10 protein-coding genes are annotated in these 20,326 nt (G+C 46.6%); 7 read left to right on the forward strand and 3 right to left on the reverse strand.

Annotated features, from left to right (window positions below):
• The first annotated feature begins 6 nt into the window (after positions 1 to 6).
• From D1136_RS03375 to D1136_RS03400, 6 genes are all read left to right on the forward strand, one after another.
• Positions 7 to 3,321, forward strand: coding sequence for a SusC/RagA family TonB-linked outer membrane protein (locus D1136_RS03375; RefSeq protein WP_161876208.1), 3,315 nt, complete (start codon positions 7 to 9; stop codon positions 3,319 to 3,321).
• A 10-nt stretch (positions 3,322 to 3,331) separates the two neighbouring features.
• A complete protein-coding gene (locus D1136_RS03380; RefSeq protein ID WP_161876209.1) occupies positions 3,332 to 4,711 on the forward strand; it encodes a RagB/SusD family nutrient uptake outer membrane protein in 1,380 nt (459 codons plus the stop codon).
• Positions 4,712 to 4,733: 22 nt separating this feature from the next.
• Positions 4,734 to 5,939, forward strand: a complete 1,206-nt coding sequence (locus tag D1136_RS03385) for a DUF4929 family protein (RefSeq protein ID WP_161876210.1) — start codon at positions 4,734 to 4,736, stop codon at positions 5,937 to 5,939.
• 8 nt (positions 5,940 to 5,947) lie between these two features.
• Positions 5,948 to 8,770 (forward strand): pitrilysin family protein, encoded by a 2,823-nt coding sequence (locus tag D1136_RS03390; RefSeq protein ID WP_161876211.1) that lies wholly within the window; start codon positions 5,948 to 5,950, stop codon positions 8,768 to 8,770.
• Positions 8,771 to 8,786: 16 nt separating this feature from the next.
• Positions 8,787 to 9,653, forward strand: a complete 867-nt coding sequence (locus tag D1136_RS03395; protein WP_161876212.1) for a ChaN family lipoprotein — start codon at positions 8,787 to 8,789, stop codon at positions 9,651 to 9,653.
• Between the two features lie 68 nt (positions 9,654 to 9,721).
• Entirely contained in the window at positions 9,722 to 10,462 is a 741-nt protein-coding gene (locus D1136_RS03400) for a CDGSH iron-sulfur domain-containing protein (RefSeq protein ID WP_161876213.1), read from the forward strand.
• On the opposite strand, the gene D1136_RS03405 is transcribed toward D1136_RS03400, so the two are convergent.
• Together D1136_RS03405 and D1136_RS03410 are read right to left on the reverse strand one after the other, a co-directional pair.
• A complete protein-coding gene (locus D1136_RS03405) occupies positions 10,448 to 10,927 on the reverse strand; it encodes a CYTH domain-containing protein (RefSeq protein WP_161876214.1) in 480 nt (159 codons plus the stop codon). The genes D1136_RS03400 and D1136_RS03405 overlap by 15 nt on opposite strands.
• 11 nt (positions 10,928 to 10,938) lie before the next feature.
• Complete coding sequence (locus D1136_RS03410) at positions 10,939 to 17,628, reverse strand: aminotransferase class I/II-fold pyridoxal phosphate-dependent enzyme (protein ID WP_161876215.1); 6,690 nt, start codon at positions 17,626 to 17,628, stop codon at positions 10,939 to 10,941.
• A 478-nt stretch (positions 17,629 to 18,106) separates the two neighbouring features.
• Between D1136_RS03410 and D1136_RS03415 the strand changes: the two genes are divergently transcribed.
• Positions 18,107 to 18,814: a zinc metallopeptidase gene (locus D1136_RS03415; RefSeq protein WP_370461308.1), complete on the forward strand. Its 708-nt coding sequence runs from the start codon at positions 18,107 to 18,109 to the stop codon at positions 18,812 to 18,814.
• 96 nt (positions 18,815 to 18,910) lie between these two features.
• On the opposite strand, the gene metK is transcribed toward D1136_RS03415, so the two are convergent.
• Positions 18,911 to 20,218 (reverse strand): methionine adenosyltransferase, encoded by a 1,308-nt coding sequence (gene metK, locus D1136_RS03420; protein ID WP_161876216.1) that lies wholly within the window; start codon positions 20,216 to 20,218, stop codon positions 18,911 to 18,913.
• Positions 20,219 to 20,326 lie beyond the last annotated feature (108 nt).

Below are 20,326 nucleotides of genomic sequence, written 5' to 3' on the forward strand. Positions count from 1 at the left end.
AGAACGATGAAAAAACATACACTACTCAGAATAATCCTGTGGAGCATACTGTTCATATGCTACGCACCGATTGAGCTGACGGCACAACAAAAGAAATTGACCGTACAACTCAAAAACGGAACCTTTCCCCAATTGACAGAGCAAATCCGGAAACAATCCGACTACACTTTCTTTTTCAACAACGCAATGATTTTAAACTTGAAAAAAATCAATATAGAAGCAAAAGAAGTGAGCCTCGATTCCATATTAAACACAGCCCTCAAAGGCTCCGGACTGACCTATACCATCAAAGACAAAACTGTTATCCTCTACTCCCGGGACACCCCGGAAGCCGCCAACAAAACGGTAAAAATCCAGGGACAGGTAAACGATGAAAAAGGAGTGTCCCTACCGGGTGCCAGTGTATTTATCAAGAACACCTCGGTCGGAACAACCACCGACCAAAACGGGAACTATTCCATCCTTGTACCGGAAGTGATGGGCATGACCGTAGTTTTTACCTTTATCGGTAAAAAAAGCGAAGAAATGGTATACACCGGCGACCGCTACATGAACGTCATACTTAAAGACACCTACAACGAAATAGGAGAAGTACAGGTGCGGGCACGGGCCAATATCAACGAAATAGATGTCCGTTCCAGAACCGGCGTAGTCAACGAAGTCGACGTCCGGCGAATGAACAACAAACCGATAATGGATGTAGCCCTGGCCCTCCAGGGAACTGTTCCGGGCTTGATTGTCACCAACAAAGGTGACCTGGGAAGCAAACCAGAAATCCGCATTCGGGGCACTTCCTCCCTGCGTCCTGGAGATGCCGCCAATGAGCCTTTATACGTTCTGGACGGGAAAGTAATCTCATCGGATGCCTTCCTGACCTTAAACCCCAACGACATCAAAGAAATTAAAGTCCTCAAAGATGCCGCCGCCTGCGCTCTTTATGGAATCAAAGCAGCCAACGGAGTACTGGAAATCACCTCACAACGCGGAACTGCCGGGAAAATGATTTACAACTACAGCTTCAGTGCCGGCGTAACCTTACGGGGACGCAGAGGTGTACAAATGATGAATTCCGAAGAAAAGCTGGAATTGGAAAGACGTATGAAAAACCCGATAGCCCCCGGCTATCGCTACAGCGAAGACTACTACCGGAAATATCATGTCTCAGATCCTGAAATAAACCGGCTCATAGCAGAAGGACGCCAGATACTGGATTCCCTCAGCCGTATCAACACCGACTGGTTCAAAGAGCTGCTCCGGAATAATTTCTATCAGGAACATAACCTCAGTGTCAAAGGCGGTTCCGAACAGACCAGCTTCTATTCATCCATCAACTATTCCCAACAGGGCGGACGTATACCCGGAAATGACATCAGACGGGTAACGGCCCGTCTCAGCGTCGACCAGACCATAACCTCCCGGACCTATGCCTCTCTCGGAGTCAGCGGCGGCTACGCCCTGACCAATTCACCCAACGGAACCACTTATTCTCCAACCGAATTGATTTATCAGCTCAATCCCTACGAATCCAAAAACGGGAAAGGAGAATTGGTTTCTTTTCCAGGGCGGACCTACAACGACCTCTTTAACCAATTCAGCAATAAATCAACCGATAAACGGGCAGGAATCTCCGGCAGCATCAACTGCACAGCAATCAAAGGATTGGAAGTTGCAGCGGTCGCAGGAATCGATTATGTCCTGACAGAAAATCTAAGCATCACACCTCCTACCGCCTACTCCGAACTAACCAGCGGCGTACCGGAAAATCAGAGGGGAAAACTCACCAAAGACAAAAACACCCTCACCAATATATCCTCCAACATACGGCTCACCTACACCCGCACTCTGGGGAAACACGACCTGACTTTAGGTACCAACTTCGATTATTATGCCGACCACACCGACAATCTCGGCATCACAGGATACGGACTAAGCAGCAAAATGCAATCTCCCTCAGGAGTTAACCAATCCATAGAAGGAAACAGAAAACCCTCCTTCACCTCCAAAAACGAAAAAACAGCCCAATTAGGAGTCGGAGTCCTGATGGGATATTCATGGAATAATATATACGACCTGTTCGGTACCTACAAATGCGATGCTTCCTCCATCCTCCCCAAGGACAAACGCTGGAACTCCGCTTGGGCCGTCGGTGCCGGATGGGCATTGAAAAACTACGGTTTCCTGAAAAACAGTTTCATCCTCTCCGACCTGAAACTAAAAGCTTCCTACGGCTGCACAGCCAGCCTCCAGGGCGTGTCCCCCTCCTCTGCCGTAGCAACATTCCAGTACTCCCAAAACACTTACGGAGACCAGCAATTATTGACACTAATGGGCCTATACAACTCAGCATTAAAACCGGAACAAACCATAGACATAAATGCCGGATTAACCATCGGCTTCTGCAATCGCGTCACCCTAAACCTCGGCTGGTATAAACGACGCACCAAGGATGCCTTGCTGGATGTACCCATCCCCACCTCAAACGGATTCGTTTCCCTGAAACGCAACATCGGCATACTGGACAACAACGGAATAGAAGGAGAAATCCACGTCAAAATAATGGAAAACGACGAATGGAGAATGTCCGCCCGTCTCAATACGGCCTACAACCGCAACAAAGTCGTCGACCTCTATTATGCCGACCGCCTTTACACCTCTGAGGACCAATTAGTCCCGGATTTCGAAGTGGGAAAATCTTTCGATATGCTCTATGGTCCCGAATCCTTAGGCATTAACCCCATTACCGGACTTCCCGTGTTCAAAGGCGCCGACGGACGGGAAATTGAAGCGACGGAAAACCTCAGCCGGGAAGATATGAAAGCCCTGGGCCACTCCACTCCCCCCTTCTCCGGCAGTCTTTTTTATTCCGTATCATACGGCAATTTCGACCTCGACATGGATTTCTATTTTGTCCTCGGTGGTAAAAAAGCCTACACATTCTCCTACGTCAGAGAACAGGACAACATCAACTACAACGCCATCAAAGGGCAGGTAAAAAACATGTGGTTTGAAAGAGGAGATGAAAACAAACTATACCATACCCCTTTCTACTCCTCCTCGGCTATTTACAACTTGAAAAACTACCCCAACAGCCGAACCGTCGGAAGCAGTGACTACCTCCGCATGTCTATGCTTTCCCTCAGATACCGGCTTCCTTACCGGCTCATTGAGAAAACCAAAAACGTCATACAATACGCGTCCATAGCCTTTCAGGCCTCTAACCTCTTCACCCTGACCCACTACAAAGAGTCAGACCCCGAATCAGGTTCCCTCGTAGGCACACAACAACCCGTTTTCACACTGAATCTGAATTTATCTTTTTAAACTTATGATTATGAAAACCAGTCGTTTATTATACATCGGATACATCTTACTCTGCGGATGCTCACTGAACATCCCACTGGAAGATCAATTCTCCGACCCGGACGCCATCACAGACGTATCATCCGCACGCTCCCTGCTCGCTACCGCATACAACGACCTCCCCCAGCATATTTTTGAGTTTGCCGTTCTCTCGGACGACTTCTATCCTTCTTCCAAACTCATAAAAGATGCAGGTCTCCAAAACCTTTATCGCTGGAGAGAAGTGGAGCTGACCGAACTGGCAGACAACCTGTGGACAGAATACTATGCAGTCATCTCCACCATCAACGCTTTACAAAACCGGTTGGATGCTGTCACAACCATCAGTCCGGAAGAAGAGAGCGAAAAAAACATCATCACCTGCGAAGCCAAGGCACTAAAGGCAAAATGCTATTTCGACCTCCTGCGTTTGTTTGCCCCATCCTATCCGGGAAACGAAGAAAAAGAAGGCATCATCCTCAAAGATCAGGTGGAACTGGATTACCTGCCCCGTTCCTCCGTCAAAAAATGCGTTACGGAAATCCGGCAGCTACTAAAAGAAGCCCGGCATCCGGACAACACCCCGGATAAAATCTACTGGCTCTCCGACTACGCCGTAACCTACCTTCAGGCCGAAGTCGAATTATACACAGGCAACTACCCTGAAGTCCTCAACCTCACAAACGAACTGATTACTCTGTTCCCGGAAGAAACTCTGGGAAACAATCCTTACACTGCCTTGTGGAGCAACGAAACCAGCAAAGCACGGATTTTCGCCAAATATCAGTCCGACCAAATCTACCAGGATATCCGGTATGACACCTACGCCTCAGGCGACTATCTCGTAATGAATGACGAAATCACATACTCCCCGCAAGACAAAAGAAAAACCTGGTCCGAAATAGAATTCGTCATGGACAACACACAACCGGTCCGGCTCTTCGGAAAATACAACAAAATGAACCGCGAAGAAATCCCCAGTATGTACGTCAACATCTGGCGGGCAGCAGGTATATGGCTCATGCGCGCCGAAGCGCTTGCCCGCACCTCAAAACCCGATGCCGCCACTGAACTGATGAACCGCTTCCTCACCCAACGCGGAGCTGAACCCCTTGAAACCTTCACAAATCCGGAGAAACTGCTCGAACAGATTCTGGAAGAACGGCGCAAAGAATTTGTCGGAGAAGGCGAACGCTATTTCGACCTCAAACGATGCCATAAAACCCTCAATAAATACAAAGAATACGGGAACGGCATACTTCTTACCCTACAACCCGGAGACTACCGTTGGACCCTGCCCATCCCCGCCTCCGAATACCGTTACAACGAAAAAATAAACCAAAACGAAGGTTGGCCAAAAATAAAAATTTAGTTAAACATTTAAATTTAATACCATGATGAAAGCAATGAAAAACCTATCTTTAAGCCTGTTTCTGCTCATATATTGCGCAGGAATATTCAGTTGTTCCGATTCCGATGATGACGGATACTCCGGAAAAAACAAATTATACATCACAACCGACCAGGATCCCGTCATGATAGAATCCGACACAACTCCCCTACGGGCCAGCCTCATCATGACACGGGCTTACGCAAAAGACCAGACCTTTGAAATCTCCGTGACAAACACTACAAACGAAATGGACAACCTGGTGACGGTAAAACCCTCATCAGTAACCATTCCCTCAGGGGCAAAAGCGGTAAACTTTGACATCATCTCCAATGGTAGGGAAATCCTGAAAAACGAAGTCTACCTCGAAATCAGTGTGAAAGCCTTGCCCGAAACAGATATGGAAGTACACCAAATCCTTAAAATCAGATTAAAACCCGGCTTACGCAACCCCGAACTAAGCGAAGAACAAAAAGCCCTGTTAGAAAGTTACAAACAAAACGGACTCGACCTCAGCCAATGGATTGGAGTAATCCCCGTAAAAGTCAAAATAAACAGTCCGGCAGACGGCTTTTATGAACCTTTTATCACCGAATTTACGAAAGAATACACCGGAAAAACCGTTATTACCCTAAGCGAACAGTCCACCGCAAACGCTCCCGTATTGAAAATGACGGAAAACCCGATGGGTCTGACAGAATACTTCTACTTCATACTCCGTAAAGTCACCGTTGAAAACACCGAATACTGGACTCCGCAACCCGACATACCGGCCATGATGGAGCTGATCAATTTCTCGGCCGACAGCAAAGAAACATTTGATATGACATTAGACAATATCCGTCTCGGAATGCCTCAAAACGGAAAATCCGCCATCACCTTTACAGGTGAGAAATCCGAAGATGACCCCATTACTATCGTCCCTTTCCATTACGACTATTCAGCCTGGAATCGCCTGAAAGAATTGGCAGATGCCGGCAATGAAATAGCACTCGCCTGTTCTGGCAACTCTCAGACCCTGGATCCCCTCTTCCACCTGTTCACCACAGACATCAGCGAAGACGGATGGGAAAACGAACCCTCGGACTTCGTAGCCCCGGAAGGCAGCCTGAACATAAACGAAGGCAAAATGACCTTTATCTTCTCCTTCGATCACAGCGATGCCGGCGGTTATTCCCAGATAACCATTGAATATACCCTACCTGAATAAATACAACAATGCATATAGATAAAATCATTTCCATACTCTGTATCCTGATGCTGTCCTGCTGGACAGCACAGGGACAGCAGTACCCGAAAAGCGAAGCAATTGCCTTGCCCCAGGGAACCCTCTTCAAAAGTCTCCCCAACGGATTACGCTACATCCTCAAAGCAAACGACTTGCCCGGACATAAGATAGAATTCCGCTTAGTAATTCCGTCCGGGTCCCTTCGGCAAACCCGGCACGAAGGAGGAGTAGCCCATTTCCTGGAACACATGGCTTTCAACGGAACAACCCACTTTCCGGAAAAAGGCATCGTCAACTACCTCGAATCCCTGGGCGTCAAATATGGTTTCGGGATTAACGCTTTTACCGGATTTGACCGCACCATCTATATGTTCTCTATTCCAACTGATCATCCGGAAGGCCTGGACCAGGCTCTGCTTATACTGAAAGACTGGCTGTGCGGCATCACCATTGCCCCCGAGGAAGTGGAAGGGGAAAAAGGCATTATCCTCGAAGAAGAACGGGGCTACGACACCGGTGACGTCTTCTACGACCTGAAAGTAAAAAACACCCGCTACAGCCGGCGGATGCCTCTGGGAACACCAGAAGAGATACAAAACATGACAGCCCGGAAACTAAAAAAATTCTACCACAAATGGTATACCCCGGCATCAGCCGCATTAATCATCGTAGGCGACATAGATACCACCCTTACCGAAAAAAAAATACAAGAACTGTTTGCCGGAATACCGGCCCATAAAACAACCGCCCGGGCCTATTCCCTGAACTATCCCCAAAAAATCATTTATCAGGACATAGCAGATACCCTGCTCAGCCGCTCCTCTTTAGAACTGATTTTACCTAAACCAACCATCACCCAGCACACCTACGGAGACAAACTGGAAAAAGCCAAAGAGACATTACTCGTTTCAGCCATTAACGAGCGTTTCAAAGCCCTGCAACTCAATGTCTCTCTCTCCAAACAATGGTACTTAGGTGACAAAGACCACCTCGTACTCAGTTTCGAAGGGAAAAACGACACAGCCATACAAACTCAAATCAGCCAAGCCGTTAACGCCTTAAAAAATATCCGGCAAACAGGATTTTGTTCTGCCGAACTACAACATCTGAAAGAAAACATCATCCGCAAATCCGCTCATTTATCCACCGTAAAAAACTCGGACGAATGGTGTGAAGACTTCATCGACCTGCTCCTCAGCGGAGAACGTTATCTCCAGGATACCCTTCACCAAAACGGATTGGCACAGCACATTCGCAATGTTCAAAGCCGGGAACTCCAGACCCTGGCCCGGCAGTGGTTTTCAAACCCCGGAACAATCCTGGCAGCCTATCGCTATCATCCGGAAAAAGGTATAAGCTTAGATAAAAAAATGATCAAAGCAGCCTGGAAATCCGGCGAAAAAAGCCCTTGCCAGCCTTACGAATACATTGTCCGCGAGCAAGAAGAACAACAAACCGTACCACTACCCGCATTCCTTACCCGCGAAATAACGCCTGCTCCGGCCTGCATAGCCGCAGAACGATGGATAGAAACACTGGGAATCAAGGAACTCCAACTCACAAACGGAGTACGGCTCATCCTAAAACCGACCAAAGACGAAACCAAACAAATCACCATCCATACCTTTGCCCCCGGAGGTACCTCCTTGCTGACTCCCGACAATTATGCATTGTTAGAAGGCACAGCCGGCTATATGGAAATGGGAGGCATCGAAAAAATGGACTACGACACCTACGGAATGATGCTCGCCCAGGAAAATATGGCCTTCACAGTACTGTTGGAAACATACTGGCACGGTTGGATGGCCATGGCTCCCGCAGATAAAAGTACAGAACTGTGCCATCTCATTTACGAAAAATGCTTCTATCCTGAAAAAAGATATGAAGACTTTGAAGAAATACGCCGGGACATGCTTGCTGCCCCGGAAAAAGAAACAGTACTCAGCAAAATGCTACGCAACGCTCCGGACCGTCAGCTATCCAAACGGATGGACGAACTGATGGGAAACATCGTCCCATTCGGCAATAGTCCCGAAAATAAACAACAAATCGAAGCCCTCAACCTCGACAGCATTGCGGACTTCTACCGGCAACTCTATACTAATCCCGACGGTATGACCTGCGTCGTATGCGGAAATTTTGACCTCCGGGAGGTTGAAAAAAAACTCGTCGCAACCCTTGGAGCCTTTCCCCGCCACCACAAACCCAATCAATGGGTGGACCCGCAATTCCAATTACCGGCTGCTTCCTACCAGGAAGAATTTCCAAACCAACATCCGAATCAAACCGTCTTCGACTATTTATTCTACGGACATCATAAAAACGGCCTACGCCACTCCCTGACATTAAAACTGGTCCGGGATGTCGTACGCAACCGCCTGCTTTCCATACTCAGGGAAAAAGAGTCCCTGCTTTACTCTCCCTACATTTCCCTGTTTTACAAAGGCTATCCGCAACCCACCTACTACTTTGACATCAACGCCTCGGTCGATACCAAATACACCGCCAAAGTAGACAAATTACTCAGGGAAATTATCCGGGACATCCAGGAAAAACCGGTTACACCCGAAGAACTGTCGGCATTACAACGCTCATTTATAGTTACCCGACGCGAATCCATAAACGACTACGCCACGGCAGAGTGGAAAAAATACCTGAGCGGAGCCCTGAAAGACGGAGAGGACCTCGACGAACTGGCACGCTACGAAGAAATACTGTACTCTATCACCCCTGAGGATATCCGGAACGCCTGCCGGCAATATTTCAACCTGAACAACTACGTTCTCCTGCACATGGGACCTTTTGAAAAATAAATAAAAACACATTGATATGAAATACATCCTTACCCTACTCTGCACTCTCCTCCTTTTTATTCAAACCAAAAGCCAGGAAAAAAAAGCCTACAACCTCTTCGACGCCTCAGGCAAACAAATCAGTTACCAGGAAATGATGAAAACCCTGAAAACACAAGATGTTGTATTCATCGGCGAAATCCATAATTGTCCGATAGCCCACTGGCTCGAATATGAAATCATCAAAGACCTCTATCGGAAGCACGGTGACAAACTGACCATCGGAGCTGAAATGCTGGAAGCCGACAACCAGCTCATCCTCAACGAGTACCTCGACGGACTTATCAGCTCCGACCGGTTCGAAGAAGAAGCCCGACTCTGGCCCAATTACACCACCGACTACGCCAACGTAATCGGATTAGGACGCGAACACCATTTACCCGTTATCGCAACCAACGTCCCACGCCGCTACGCCAATATGGTCAAAAACGGAGGATTCGAAGCCCTGGAGAAACTATCTCCCGAAGCTCTCCAATACATAGCTCCGCTTCCCATAGAATATACTCCCGACGAAGAAGCAAGCGCAATGTTCGGACTCATGCTGATGACATCTGCCAAAAAGACTAATCCGGAGAATATAGCAAAAGCACAAGCTATCAAAGACGCTACCATGGGATGGCTCATTTCAAAAAACCTCAGATCAAAATTCGTACACCTCAACGGGAACTACCATTCCGACTTCAAAAAAGGCATTATCACCTATCTCAACCTATATCGCCCAGGCCTCAAAATCGCCAACATCTGCTCTGTACGCCAGGACGAAATAGATAAACTGGGAGAAGAAAACCAGGGACGGGCAGACTTTTATATCTGTGTTCCCACCGACATGACCATGACCTACTGAAAAATCCTTTCTTCCATAACCTTAAACCGGCAAAAAGAGTATAACAGGATAAACCCCAACACCCTGTTATGGAAGAAAAAAAACGGCTTACCGAACCCAACATCCCCCAGCCCGACCCCCGATACAAAATCAAGGTCATGGCGAAGGGTCCCTATTTAGTATACGGAAACCCACCGTTATCTCAGGAAATTTTAGTGGAAAACAACGAACACACGATATGGAAATACGAATCCGGACAAACGTTCTCTGCCGCCAACCAGCCGACCCCGCTGTGCCGCTGCGGACATTCCCATAACCATCCCTACTGCGACGGAGCACATGCACACGCAGAATGGGAGTCCGCACTCACCGCCGACAATATTCCTCTGTTGGAAGATGCAGAACTATATGACGGGGAGACCGTATCATTAGCCGACAATATCAAATATTGTTCCCATGCCCGGATATGCCTGGCAAAAGGTACCGTATGGGAACTCATCAAAACTTCCGGCAATCCGGAAGACCGGGACAACGCAATCCACGAAAGCACCCTCTGCCCCTCCGGACGCCTCAAACTTTGGGATAAACAAACGGAAAACTTCATCGAGCCTCCTTTGAAACCGGCAATCAGCCTCATCGAAGACCCGCAAATGAAATGTAGCGGCCCGCTATGGGTCAAAGGCGGTATACCCATAAACGGACCCGACGGAACAAAATACGAACAACGCAACCGGGTCAACCTCTGCCGCTGCGGCGCATCTTCCAACAAACCTTTCTGCGACGGAACACACGTCCGGATCCGGTTTAACGACAAACTACCCCTCAGCTAACCATCGTTTATACGGACATTTACTTAACATCCCGTTATAATAACGCAAATCTCCGGTAACTTCCGGACCCAGCCATTCAGGCCGTTCAAAAGCCTCGTCCCGATTTTTCAATTCCACTTCCGCCACCACCAAACCCTCATTCTCCCCATAAAACTCATCCACCTCAAAAACATGCTTTCCCACCCGGACAAAATAACGGACCTTATCTATCACTCCCGGTTCACACAACTGCAACAACTCCCGGGCTTCCTCCACGGCAATCTGCTTCTCCCATTCATAACGGCTCAATCCCTCCGAATCACTTTTACCTTTTATCGTAATAAATCCCTGGTCACCCCGGACCCGGACCCGGACCGTGCGTTCCGGAACAGAACACAGATACCCCTGGACAATCCGAACCGATTGATAGGCCAGGGACTTGAATTCTCCGGCCACCAGAAACTTCCTTTCAATTTCCTGCGCCATCTCTGAAAAACTTACTTCTTATTCCTTTTAGGCTTTCTCTCCGGCACTTTAACCTCCGCCGGCATCTTCCTGCCTTCCAAAAATTTCACCACAGCATATTTGGCAGCAGCTATCGTTTCCCGGTTCACCTTCTCAATCACACTTCCCCGGGCCACATCTTCCGTAGTCACATACCCTTCCATCAACAACAACTGTACAATCATATTATTAACGTTCGTTTCCTCACTATACCCTTCAGCAATATACAACCGGTCCATATGTTCGGAAAACTCACGCGCAAACTCCGGGTAATTGGGTAAACTCATCAACTCCTCGAAAGTCTCGCTAAAACTGCTCAACTCAATATTCAAATTCGGATTGACCAGCAAAGGACTGAATTCTTTTTTCGGATCCACCGGTTTAAAATCCACCAGATTACCCATATCCACCTTCCGGCTGATATCATCCATCCGGCGATAATCCGCTTTCTTCATATTCTCTAACTGATAAATAAAGAAATTATAACGCCACAATTCCGAGCTATTCATTTCCCCTCCGAAAATAGGACGGTACTTCTCATTCAACAGACGCTTCACCCGGATTTTACCTTCATTGATTTCAGGCCGGGTCACCCGCACTTCCTGAATCATCCGCTTCAACTCCATAGCCGCTTTTTGCGGTCCGGTTATCTCACGGCCCTTCTTGCCGATTTCTGTGGAAAGCATTCCGCACTGAATATTCCGGGCTTTGCCTTCTCCCTTCTCTCCACCCCGCATCACACGCACCAAATTCAATACAGAATCCAGCTGTCCCTCCTCTGCTATAAAAGGCTGTCCGCCCGGTGTGCTGGCCAACGAATCGAAAATACTGCTGAACATCTTCCGGTCAATCTTCATCTCCCGGCTTTCTCCCTCCCCATAAGATACAGTTGCCATAAAACGGTTTTGTATCATATCAAAAGAAACCGTCTCAATAGTATAACATACACCGTCACGGCGGAACTGCTTCCCGTCAAAAATCAGATTCACCACCTCCGTCACATCGATTTTATCCAGAAGTTTATAAGAAGAAGCCAGATAATACTGCTTCTCTCCTTCCACATAATCCCAGTCCAGAATCACATCCAGATAATTCCCGTGACGGGCAATCACATCCACGATATTCTTATCCGCCGTATAACGCTTCAGCGTACGCTGAAAATTCGGGCCGTCCTGGCTGGTAGCCTTCTCCTTTCGCTCGCCGTGAGCATCCATATACAACAGGAAATTCTCCGGATTATCCACCCGCGTAATCCCGGCCTCCTCCTTCGAATAATTACCCGCACTCAGCATAATGTCAATCTTATAAGGCATGGTAATATCACACATACCGCTCACCGTACTCCGTGAATTCAAATCTTCCACATTACTGTCGGCACTGCTCTCAAATAAATACTTATAATATTTGATATAATCCGGATCAAAATCCGTCGTCCGGGAAAAATCACCCACTTCCGTTCCGATACCATAAAGATTACCCTCCGCATCCTGAAACTCATGGAACATATCTCCCGCAATCAATTTCACAGAACGCACGCCTTCCAGGTTATTCCGCAACCATTTCAAAATAAAGGCAGCTATCATCTCCGACTTGCCCACTCCACTGTCTCCGTTAATCTCCACCACAAAAATACTGCCGTCATTCTCCTCCACGGCAAACAACGAACCGTGACGCGGATTACCGCCAATCTCCTTTATCTTCTCATTAATCACCGTCAGACGGGGCTTCTTCACATCCCCGAAATAATCCACCTTCTGCTTCAACGGAGTAACAATAGTCTTGATATTTCCGTTCGGTCCCGGAATATCAAAATAACCGATCTGAGGGAAAGAAATCAACTTCTCCGGGGCACCCAGAAAACTGATCACATCCGGTACAAAATTCGTAATATCGGTAAGAGCTATATCCTCCGTATAATTCAACCGGTAATTATCCGTCAGATACTTCATATACCCCTTCTGGAAAATCACCAACTCCTTCACCATCCCATGTTTCACTACCTTACAACGGTAGTCATCAGAATCCATATTCGCAATAAACCGGGCCAGACGATTCGTAAAGAAAGAAGAATCCGGACGCAAATCCAACAACTTCAGATAATCATTCGGTCCGGCCTCCTCCATCTGCACCTTCGACCGGGCATCCAAACGATCCACTTTATGGAAAGGATATTCCCGCTTCTTTGCATCCGTCACAATACGGGTATGCTCCTGTACCGGCTGCTCGGAAGAAATCACCCCGCACTTCCGCATCAACTCATTGATCCAGCTAATCCGCCCCCCCTGGAAAGTCTCCAAAGCCTTATTCTCCATCTCAAAGCCTTTATAAATTGAAATACCATGCTGAACCATTTCATTCACACTTGAATTCTGTTTCATAAAAGCCGTCTCCACCAAACGTACCAGCGTATGCGTATAACGCTTATAATAATCCGTTCCTTTCGTCCGCTTAATCATACTGATATAAAACAGCACCACCTTACGGCTCACCCGGTGAATCTCCCCCTCCGCCACCTTAATGTCACGGCGCCGCATAATATAATCATTAATCTCCTTCAATTGCGAAGGCATAATCTCCGTGATAAATTCCTCGGTAAACATTTTCACCTCTCCATCCTCACAAGCTCCGATCTTATCACTGAAATATTTCAGCTTCGCCGAAACCAACCGGTAAAAAGAATGGTCATTATTCAGCAAATAAAGGAAAAGAATCTTGTCCGTCACCGACATACCGTCCCGGTTCATTCCCGAAGCAATAGAATCCATGACATAACCCATGCACTTCTGAGCCAGCAGAGTTTCCTTAAACTCAGGCAACGCCCGCAACCGGTTGATAAACTCATCCACCCAAATCTGTAAATTCAGGTCCCCCAGCTGAATACCGATAATCTCTTCAAAAGTCTCTCCGGCCACCCGTACAATCTCCTTTCGGCTGGGTTCCAGGCTTTCTTTCTCAAACGGCAGGTTAAAATGCAACAAAATCTCCCGGATATATTTCTTAATAATCACATTAATCCCTTCCAGTTTCGATTTATCCAATCCCGGACTTCCGGTAGCATCAATAGCCAGAATCTTCACCTTACTGTCAGAAAACAAAATGTGCTCCATCTCAATCAGAATCTCCCGCATGACATTCTTCTCCATCGGATCATCAAGCACATTAAAATTAGGCTGGAAAGTCTTCTTATTCGTGATATACTTCAAAATAACCGCCTTACTGTACTTCGAACTCACCGTATTAAAATCCAGGTCAGCAATTGCCGGCACCTGCTTATAAATCTGAGCCAGCAAATTCTCATACACCTTCGTAAAAGCTGCACTGCGGATAAATTCAAAAACATCCCGGCACGAACCAATCTTATCCCCATGCAACTCAATCACTGAATTTACCGAACGGTCAATCGTAGTGATACTCACCCCGCTACGCTCAGGCGAAGCATGATAAAGTGTCCGTATATCGCGGATTTGCAAAGAAGGAGCCTTATCCTTCTTAAATCCGGCAGACAAAGGAAAATCCCCGATAACCGCTTCGATCAAATCCTGCGTCCTCCCATAAGCAAATATCTCCTCTAAAATAGTATGGCTTTCCACCTCCTTATATTCCGGAGCTAAACGCTTCCCTGCAAACATTGTCCAATACTTCACGAAAATCGTGAAAGCATCTTCCAATTCATACTTAAACACCTGCTTACTCTCTTCCGTATCAGACAAAAAACCGCCAATGGCAAAACGGACCAATCCCGTAGGATACGGCACCGCAGCAATACCCCGGTTCAGCGCCAGATACTGGCAGAAACACAACAAGTCCGCATAAGAAAATCCTTCACCCACCCGGAAATTAAACAAATAAGAACCATCCGAAGGCAACCAGGTCACGTTCGTCCCCTCAAACCGGGCAACCACCCGCTGAGCCACATCCTTCGCCCAATTCATACGCTGCAGTGACTCACTGCGGAAATTCTTATTCACACGGAAACGGTTTAAATTTTCTACCAACCGTTTCTGATAATAAACAAAAAACGGTTCATTCTCATACTTAAAATCATCCGGTAAGGCCAGAATATCCAACTTATCCAAAGCCACCAATTCATCCAACAGAAAAATATACAACGGACTACCCTCAAAACCAGCTGTCTTATGCAATTGCCGGTTAACAACACTATTTGCATTCGACTTCTCAATCCGTCCGATCTGTTCATTGATAAAACGCACCAACGTCTCCTTAATCTTATAGCGGGAAGCATTTTTCGGCAATTCGCCCTCAAGCGTATCTTTAATCTTCTTCGCTACCTGAGCTATTTCCAACAGATTATTCAACATCAGCAAAGAATTGTTATTTCCGTGAGCGCTCGAATTCTGCTGCCGCACAAAAGCAGCCACAGAAGCAGCCTGGGGAGTAACCGCCAAAGCCCCTAAACGATCGCCCGTAGCCGATAAATTCTTCGTTGTAGACAAAGAAGAAACCGCCCGTATATTAGCCTGAGCATTGATATTATTAATAATATAACGCGATATAGTGCGCCATTTCGGCATATTCTTATCCGTAACCTTCACACTGTCCGCATAAGCCTCATCTAAAAACAAGGTAATCTTGCTCGTATTCATCAGTTTCAGAAACGAATTCAGCGCTTCCGTATTAAAATCCGTATATCCGGTCGGATTATTCGGATCATTAATCAAAATAGTCGTATTTTCACAAAACAAATCCCACAGACTTCCACTATCATCAAACAAAGACAAAGTAGATTTAATCCGAAGCAACTTATCCGTCAAACGCTCATAAGCCAAACGCCCGTCAGGTAAATTCTCAATCTCTATATCAAACGGATTAATATCAAAACTGTCATCCGGCAACAAATCCTTATACTCCCACGCCTGCATCGCATTATAAATAACATAAGGCTTCGGACGGCCATGGGGATGAAACAACAAATCCCGGATAATCATCTGCACCGAATCAGATACAGAGGTCTGCTCCAGATTTCCCAATGCCGACAAAAACTCCTTCACCACCTCCTGCTCCTCCGGAGACAAAGCCCGGTACTTCTCCCGGATACCCAAGTCATTCAGGAAATTATCATACCGGCCCTTATTATTCGCATCGTTATCCACCTTCGTAATATAAGCCTGATACTTCTCCAGGAACAGGTTAATCCCGAAATTCTTATGGAAATGATTCTTTAAAGTCCGTTCATAATTACTCGGAATAATACTCAGAATCAACTCACAAGCCCGGTATACCTTCTCATCCAACCGATGCAAAGGCTTCTGTAACAAATATTGGCCATAAGTGCGTATCTGATTCCGACCGCCTCCCTCCAATACACTCAACACCTGAATCTGCGGACTGTCGGAATAAAAATACTGCCGTATACGGCTTTCAAATTCCTCTATCAGCTCCCGTGTCTGTACTTGCCGCTTATCCTCCTTGTGGCAATTCTCCAGGAAATAAATAAAATCCCGTAGCTTCTCCAACGAATACTTATCCTGAACAATCTTCCGGGAGAACACATCTAACTTAAACACATTCAGGCGTTTCACTGCATCGGTAGCCGTTCCGAGCTGTTCTTGCAGGATATGATTGATTTCCTTCTCATACTCCCGTATCTGAATCTCAATTTTTTCACGGAATTCAGCCAAAAAAGAAAGATTGACATTCTCCAGAATCAACCGCAGATTCAACTGCGTATTAGCCGGCGAACCCAATTTCTTGGTATGCACCTTATTCAGCGTATTGATGATTCCATTGTGAAAACAGAACACCAAAGAAGTATTGGAGCTGCGGGACTCCTTCGAATCGTCTACAATCACTAAACGCGTCAGCAAAGGAAACCACTTCTCTCCCGAAAAAGGATTCACCCGCATATGGCGTGCTTTCACCACAAAAACAGAAGTCGTATCCACACACATCTGCTCGAAAAGCTCCTCAGCAGAAGGATTCTCCAACACCTGCACACTATTACGGCTGAAAACATCCCCCCGAATCAAACCAACGGCTTTATCCGCATTTCCGGAGACCACCGTAGTAATCATCCCGTTCAATCCCTTAAAATTGACAGCCCAGCGCATCCGGTTCAGGAAATCGGCTTTCTCCGCCCCGGTTGTATAATGCGTACTCTGACTAATCATTTGCTCCAGGGTATCCATTAAGTAATTCCAGTGAGCCTCATTCAAATCACCGGTCACCCCGATAACATCCCGGTATTTTCGCAAATCCCTGACCTGACCGCCCAACTGCACCTGTGAAATAAACTCTACGTGGCTGCTTCGCACCGGAGGTGTCCCCACCGAAAAATCATGCGTATCTTTAATATTCCTCAAAAGGGCCCGCGCATCCGGATTCACCATCTCCGTATCTAAAAACTCGTTAATCCTCTTTACAAACTCTCCCCGCCGTCCGCTCAGCTCAAAAGCTTTCGAATGATTATGAGGACAAAGCATCAAAGACACATCCGTATACCCCGGAATATCTTCCCTGAATTTCAGCAGATAACGGTTAATCTCCGATTGCTGTGCCGTAGGGTCGTCCGGTTCCTCAAAACAAAGTTTCACAAAACTCGTCAGATTATCATAAATATGACGCGGCAGAAAAATTTCCGCCCGCTCCCCTAACGATTCATACAGATTCAATAATTGCCGGGCTTCATTACTCAGAAACGCCCTGGGTTCTCCTTTGATTTTCATTGTATTCTTATAGCGTGTATTTCTTCATTTCCAAAAAAAAGCCCGCCTTTCAGCGAGCTTCCTTTTCCATTATCTCTTCCTTATGCCAATAGAAGCCCGTAACGTAACCTTACGTTTAAAATTATTATCCATAAGCTTCATTCCCTTTGACATCGTTTTATCGGATTCCTATGATTTTGCTACAATATTAAGAATTAATCTCTTAAAATCCTCCCGTTTGTTAAAGAAACCTCAAAAAAATCAGAAAAAACCTTGAAATATAACACTTCCTTTCTTTACCCTGTAACTCCGACACGCCCCCCCTGCAAAACAAACAGAGAAACCAAACGACCGCTAAAACTTCAAAAGTCAGGATGGCACAAACTGTTAATTTTATGAAATTAATTGGCATAATGGCAGACGAATACGTAAAACAAAACAGTTTGGCTTGATTTTTGTGCTCAGACAAACTATAAATTAAGATTTACAATTTAAAACTATGGAACACACTACAATGCTCGGAGGAAACCTGTGGATCTGGGTAATCTTTATCGGGTTCACCATCATCAGCTGGCTCATCAGCAACCAATTGAAGAACCGCTTTCAAAAATATTCCAAGATACCGACAGCCAACGGAATGACAGGTCGTGACGTCGTCGAAAAAATGTTGCGGGACAACGGCATCAGCGGAGTAAAAATCGGAACCGTTGAAGGCCAGCTGACAGACCATTACAACCCCGCCAATAAAACCATCAACCTAAGCAAAGACGTCTATTACGGAAACAGCATTGCGGCCGCTGCCGTGGCAGCCCACGAAACAGGACATGCCCTCCAGCATGCCAAAGCATACAGCATGCTGAAACTACGTTCCGCCCTCGTCCCGGCAGTCGAATTTGCCTCTCATTGGGTGCAATGGATTCTGTTGGCAGGCATCATATTAGTCAACACTTTTCCCGGATTACTGCTGGCCGGTATAGGATTGTTCGCCATCATGACCCTCTTTAGTTTCATCACCCTGCCGGTAGAAATAGATGCCAGCCACCGGGCTTTAGCCTGGCTGCGCACCTCCGGGATTACAAGCCAGCAAACCCAAGGATACGCCTTTGATGCCCTGAAATGGGCGGCCTACACCTACGTCATTGCAGCCCTGGCCTCCCTCGCCACCCTCCTCTATTACATCATGATTTACATGAACCGGAGGAATTGAAAAAAAAACTTTACATGTTTCCCTGTTTTTATCAAGGACATAATTTCTCATAAAAATAAACCGACCGAAAATTTTACTTTTCGGTCGGTTTATTTTTCATTGCCGGGAAGTCTTGAACTCCTTGAACACCTTTTTAACCTCATCCACATAATCCAGCTTCTCCCAGGTAAACAGTTCCACCTCTTTTTCCACGGTAGGCCAGTAATTAGAAGTAAACACCTTCTTTACCACCTGCGGGTTGCGGCCCATATGTCCGTAACTGGCTGTCTCCTGATAAATCGGATTGCTCAATTTCAGGCGTTCGACAATCGCCCGTGGACGCAAGTCAAATATTTCATTTACCTTCTCCGCAATCTCAGCATCTGTCAGTGCCACTTTCGCAGTACCATACGTATTCACATACACACCCACCGGTCTGGCAACACCGATAGCATACGAAATCTGAATCAACATTTCATCGGCAACACCGGCTGCCACCATATTCTTCGCAATATGCCGGGCTGCATAAGCAGCAGAACGGTCCACCTTTGAAGGGTCTTTTCCGGAGAAAGCCCCGCCACCGTGCGCACCTTTACCTCCATACGTATCTACGATAATTTTCCGTCCCGTCAATCCCGTATCTCCGTGAGGTCCCCCGATTACAAACTTACCGGTAGGATTCACAAACAAAATCAGATTCTTGTCAAACAGATTTTGTACCCGCCGGGGCAACAAAGCCTTCACCCGGGGCAATAAAATATCAATAATATCTTTTTTAATCCATTCCACCATCGCCTCATCCGCTTTCAGGCAAGCTTCCGGAGTCTCGTTTGCCGGCTGAATAAACTCATCGTGCTGGGTGGAAATAACAATGGTATGAATACGGGCCGGCTTTCCGTCATCTCCATATTCAATCGTCACCTGCGATTTTGAGTCGGGACGCAGATATTGCATCAACTGTCCCTCCTTCCGGATCTTCGCCAGTTCGATCAACAGCAGGTGAGCCAACTCCAAAGAAAGCGGCATGTAATTATCGGTTTCATTCGATGCATATCCGAACATCATACCCTGGTCGCCGGCTCCCTGTTCCATCGGGTCTTCCCGGACCACACCCCGGTTAATATCCGGCGATTGTTCGTGGATAGCCGAAAACACTCCGCAGCTGTTCCCGTCAAACATATATTCGCTCTTCGTATAACCGATTTCATTGATGACCTCACGGGCCACCTGCTGAACATCCACATAAGTTTTAGTCTTAATCTCTCCGGCAATCACCGTTTGCCCGGTAGTAACCAACGTCTCGCAAGCCACTTTTGCTTCCGGATCAAAAGCAATGATACGGTCGAGCACAGCGTCTGAAATCTGATCGGCAACCTTATCAGGATGTCCTTCCGATACGGATTCTGAAGTAAATAAATATCCCATAATTTAATTTTAGACCTTTGATTGTAGACTGCGGATTACAACTCCCGAAACAATTGCAGATCACACATCTAAAATCATAAATTAATACTACGGGAAAGGCAATGGATG

It is taken from the genome of Odoribacter sp. Z80 (genome assembly GCF_009935865.1).
In the GTDB taxonomy this organism is placed as follows: Bacteria; Bacteroidota; Bacteroidia; order Bacteroidales; family Marinifilaceae; genus Odoribacter.

Coding starts and splice junctions, on each gene's coding strand:
- D1136_RS03375 (WP_161876208.1), top strand. CDS start 7: ATGAAAAAACATACACTACTCAGAATAATCCTGTGGAGCATACTGTTC.
- D1136_RS03380 (WP_161876209.1), top strand. CDS start 3,332: ATGAAAACCAGTCGTTTATTATACATCGGATACATCTTACTCTGCGGA.
- D1136_RS03385 (WP_161876210.1), top strand. CDS start 4,734: ATGATGAAAGCAATGAAAAACCTATCTTTAAGCCTGTTTCTGCTCATA.
- D1136_RS03390 (WP_161876211.1), top strand. CDS start 5,948: ATGCATATAGATAAAATCATTTCCATACTCTGTATCCTGATGCTGTCC.
- D1136_RS03395 (WP_161876212.1), top strand. CDS start 8,787: ATGAAATACATCCTTACCCTACTCTGCACTCTCCTCCTTTTTATTCAA.
- D1136_RS03400 (WP_161876213.1), top strand. CDS start 9,722: ATGGAAGAAAAAAAACGGCTTACCGAACCCAACATCCCCCAGCCCGAC.
- D1136_RS03405 (WP_161876214.1), bottom strand. CDS start 10,927: ATGGCGCAGGAAATTGAAAGGAAGTTTCTGGTGGCCGGAGAATTCAAG.
- D1136_RS03410 (WP_161876215.1), bottom strand. CDS start 17,628: ATGAAAATCAAAGGAGAACCCAGGGCGTTTCTGAGTAATGAAGCCCGG.
- D1136_RS03415 (WP_370461308.1), top strand. CDS start 18,107: ATGGAACACACTACAATGCTCGGAGGAAACCTGTGGATCTGGGTAATC.
- metK (WP_161876216.1), bottom strand. CDS start 20,218: ATGGGATATTTATTTACTTCAGAATCCGTATCGGAAGGACATCCTGAT.